The 1,761-nt window shown below is 56.7% G+C and carries 1 pseudogene; it reads right to left on the reverse strand.

Annotated elements, in window-relative coordinates:
- Window positions 1–211: 211 nt before the first annotated feature.
- Window positions 212–1,761 (reverse strand): annotated as a pseudogene (locus tag HMPREF2836_RS04615) (siroheme synthase); the annotation flags it as partial.

The following is a 1,761-nucleotide window of genomic DNA, read 5'->3' on the forward strand; positions in this document are numbered from 1 at the left end:
ATCCCATCTACAAAATTTATACGGTGATTGAAACGAGTGAGTAGATGAAGTGAGTGAAAAAGTTGAGCGGATAAAGCGTGAAAAGAAAACCCTCAACAGGGGAGAAGAAGCGTTCTGGAGAAACGAATAGGAGGGGCGGTACCGGCGGGCTGAAAAGTCGAACTACGTCGAGCATCCCAGCCCACCGGTTACCCCTCACCACGACCGGGCTCTACATGAGGTGACTACCGCCGTGCTCCAAGCGGTAGAGCATCAACGCCAAATCACCAGCGGAAACGTAAGAATAATCAAAGCCCTCATAAACGTGTTCCTTGTCAACGCCGTGATCCCACACGGCGTAACCCCACACGCGGTGATCAACAGCCCACTGAACCTCACTCCAGAAAGCGGTACCCTTAAGAGCCTTATGCCGCCAGCCACTATCGCTCTCCGGTAGCGACAAGTTACCCGGCACAGACGAGCTACGCGGCAACGAGGCAGAGGTCGGTGCCTTCGGAATGGCCTGACCCATCGCCTTCTGATACCTGTACAGGAACGCCACCGTCGACGGGGCCGAAAGCTTCACCTCCGGGTGGAACTTACCATCAATCCAGCCGAAGGTAATACCCTTCTGACGAGCCCAAATGTACGCGGCGTAGTCCGGGTCGCTCGTCGCCACATCCGCATAAGGACTGGTTGCAGGCAGGTCAACCTTCGGGGAACCCGCCAGGCGGTACAGCGCCACCGTCACATCGCGGCGCGTCAGATTGCTATTCTTGGACTGCGGCGAAGGATCAGGCAGAATCTGACGCTCAGCAAACCAGCGTTCAGCCGCCTGCAACTCATCCTTATGCGTCAGATTCACGGGAATATCCTCGACAGCAAGCTGCTCCACCGACTCACCGGCACCATCCTTACCGGGAGTGACCTTCTCCAAGACCAAGCGATACGCACCCGAATAGTTCAGCTGCTGAGCGATCGTCAGGTTCAGTTCCGCCCTGCCATCCTTGATGCGCTCAGCGGGGATCGCCCGCTGGAACACCGTCTGACCGGTCAAACGCCCCTGCTCATCAACATGCTGCACCGAGAGGCGGTACAATCCTTCACCCGGCGCATAGAGCTCGGTAGCGCGCACCGTAAACGAGTTCGTCTGCGCGTACGGGTTCAGCCTCACCGCCCCAAGATGCAACGCAGGATGCGCGGTTTCCTGATTGGGGGAACGTACCGGAAGGAACTCAGCAACATCATTCAGCATGGAACCCGGAGAACCTTCCATGCCGGGGGAAGGCAACCCGTCCCCATACATGCCAATAAAGTAGAGCTTGCCCGGCTTCAACGTACCCGCAGGAATCTTCAGCTCCGTGCTGAAGTAGTTATTGCGGAACCACCTGGAGCTAACCCCGGAGTACGTGTAGTCCACTTCCTGAGTGAACACAGGCTTACCCACCATCTTTCCCGTTGCAGGGTCAGCCTCATAGATGGCGACGACCGGCGACTCATTAGAAATCAGTTCACTAGCCTGGGAGAGGACATGGCGTCCCTCAACCCGCAGCGTCGTATCCTTCCACGGGTTATCGATAGCGGATTGACTGAAGGTGTAGGTCCCACGGGTCGGCTGCGTTTCCTGAACCACATCAATATGGGCGCGGGCATACAAACGGTTCGACCTACTCGAAGGTTCCGGCTCAAAATCATCCAACGGGTAGTACGACATCACCACATCGAAGAGCGTACCATTGGCAACCTCAAGGTACTGCGGGGGAACCTCAAACGTGTAGGTGA

The sequence above is a fragment of the Rothia sp. HMSC065C12 genome (assembly GCF_001812085.1).
Taxonomy (GTDB): Bacteria; Actinomycetota; Actinomycetes; order Actinomycetales; family Micrococcaceae; genus Rothia; species Rothia mucilaginosa.